The 2,085-nt window shown below is 43.6% G+C and carries 2 protein-coding genes; both read left to right on the top strand.

What is annotated here, in order from left to right:
* Positions 1–78: 78 nt before the first annotated feature.
* Positions 79–648, top strand: a complete 570-nt coding sequence (locus tag V7654_RS19605) for a TetR/AcrR family transcriptional regulator (RefSeq protein WP_335432489.1) — start codon at positions 79–81, stop codon at positions 646–648.
* A 125-nt stretch (positions 649–773) separates the two neighbouring features.
* On the top strand, positions 774–1,964 hold the full coding sequence (locus V7654_RS19600) for a M14 family metallopeptidase (RefSeq protein WP_335432488.1): 1,191 nt from the start codon (positions 774–776) through the stop codon (positions 1,962–1,964).
* The last annotated feature ends 121 nt before the right edge of the window (positions 1,965–2,085 follow it).

Below are 2,085 nucleotides of genomic sequence, written 5' to 3'. Positions count from 1 at the left end.
CCGCGGAAAGCGAAGCGCCTGGAACGAAAATCAACAGCCTTGTTTAACAGAGCTTTAAAATAAAAGGAGAGAAAGAACATGTCACCAAGACCGAAAGTAGCGCTCGAGAAAAATGTTATTATTCAGGCAGCAGCTGAGATTGCAAATGAATATGGAAGCGAGAACGTAACCCTTGCATTGCTTGCGAAAAAGCTTAGGATAAAATCTCCTTCATTATATAACCACTTTGACGGACTTCCTGGAATCAAAAGAGAGCTAGCGATCTTTTCATTAGAAAAGCTTTACAGCGGATTAGCCACAGCGGCAGCAGGCAGACAGCCAGGAGAAGAAGCTGTGCTGGCGGTCAGTGAAGCCTATTTTTCTTTTTCAAGACAAAATCCAGGTTTGTACGAGTCGGCATTATCTGCTCCAGACCCTGCTGATACAGAAGTTTATTACTCCGGAAAGAAGATTGTTGACCTGGTCGTTTCGACGATCGAGCCATTTGAATTAAAGGAGGATTCTGCTATTCATGCTGTAAGGGGATTGAGAAGCATTATGCATGGTTTCGCTTCACTAGAACAGAAGGGTGGCTTTGGTCTCTCACTTGATTTAGACGACAGTTATAAGCTGGCGGTCAAAGCTTTTTTGGCTGGATTAAATGCTTAGGATATAAGCATTTAATGCGTAAAAAGCTTCATTAAATATATGTTTCTTAAATATTCCTGCCAGTTTTGAATAGTAGTCACATACATATATATAGAGGCAACTTTAGCAAGGACAGGAGGAGCGCTATGGATATATATGTGAGAAGGGGAGATTCCTTTTGGTACTTCAGCAATGTTTTTAATGTCTCTCTTCAGCTGATCATAGATTCTAACCGCGATTTGGATCCTAATGCACTTATGGCTGGACAGAGGGTTAGGATACCCGGCTATGCTGCAGTGGATTACAGAATCAGGGCAGGGGATACATTATGGGAAATTGCACAGAGCAGGAAGCTGCAAGTGGATGCTTTGCTGCTGGCAAACCGCAATATTAATCCAAACGGGTTGTACATTGGCCAGATGATCAAGATTCCTCTGAGAATTACCTGGAGGATTGTCCAGGGAAAGAAAAATTATGATTATGCTGCACTTACGAATGACTTGAATCGCTTGCAGAGTGTCTATCCATTTATGCAGCTGCCATCCATCGGAAATTCAGTTTTAGGGAAAAAGATACCGGAAGCGTTAATAGGTAAAGGGAGCAAAAGAGTGCATTATAATGCTTCATTCCATGCGAATGAATGGATTACGACTCCGATTATCATGACTTTTTTAAACGATTACCTGCTTGCAGTAACGAATAAAACTTCGATCCGTGGGCTGTCCATGGCGAACTTCTATAACCAAACAACTCTGTCGATTGTGCCTATGGTTAATCCAGATGGCGTAAATCTTGTTTTGAATGGTCCGCCTGAAGAGGATCCGTGGAATGATAGGGTTGTCGAGTTTAATAAAGGAAGCAGGGATTTTACAGGCTGGAAGGCGAATATCCGCGGGGTCGATTTGAATGATCAGTTCCCGGCAAAATGGGAGTTAGAAAGAGCACGCAACCCGAAACAGCCAGGTCCAAGGGATTATGGCGGCGAGCGCCCATTGACCGAACCCGAAGCAATTGGAATGGCAGAGCTGACAAGAAGGCGTGATTTTTCACGTGTCATTGCTTTCCATACCCAGGGCGAAGAGATTTATTGGGGCTTTGATAACCTTGAGCCACCTGAATCCGAAGCAATGGCTAATGAATTCGCCCGAGTAAGCGGCTACAAGCCAGTCAAAACAATTGAAAGCTATGCAGGCTATAAAGACTGGTTTATCCAGGATTGGCGCCGTCCGGGCTTCACTGTGGAACTGGGATCGGGAATCAATCCGCTGCCAATATCCCAGTTTGATGAGATTTATGAAAAAGCACTGGGAATCTTTTTGGCTGGACTTTATCTATAGAAAGTCAATTACTGTAAAAAAAGCATCGGGATACAGCCCATGCTTCAGTTTGTCGACAAAGATATAGTTCACGATCATTTATTGAAACCCTGTTGATTGGAGTGGAAGGCGCGAAGACTCC

This window comes from Bacillus sp. JJ1609 (genome assembly GCF_036967045.1).
Classification (GTDB): domain Bacteria; phylum Bacillota; class Bacilli; order Bacillales; family Cytobacillaceae; genus Mesobacillus.
The sequence above is the reverse complement of the archived record's forward strand: the minus strand, read 5'-3'. Positions and strand labels throughout refer to the sequence as shown.

Bases quoted from the DNA above. Each gene is read 5' to 3' on its own strand.
- V7654_RS19605 (WP_335432489.1), top strand. From the start codon at position 79: ATGTCACCAAGACCGAAAGTAGCGCTCGAGAAAAATGTTATTATTCAG.
- V7654_RS19600 (WP_335432488.1), top strand. From the start codon at position 774: ATGGATATATATGTGAGAAGGGGAGATTCCTTTTGGTACTTCAGCAAT.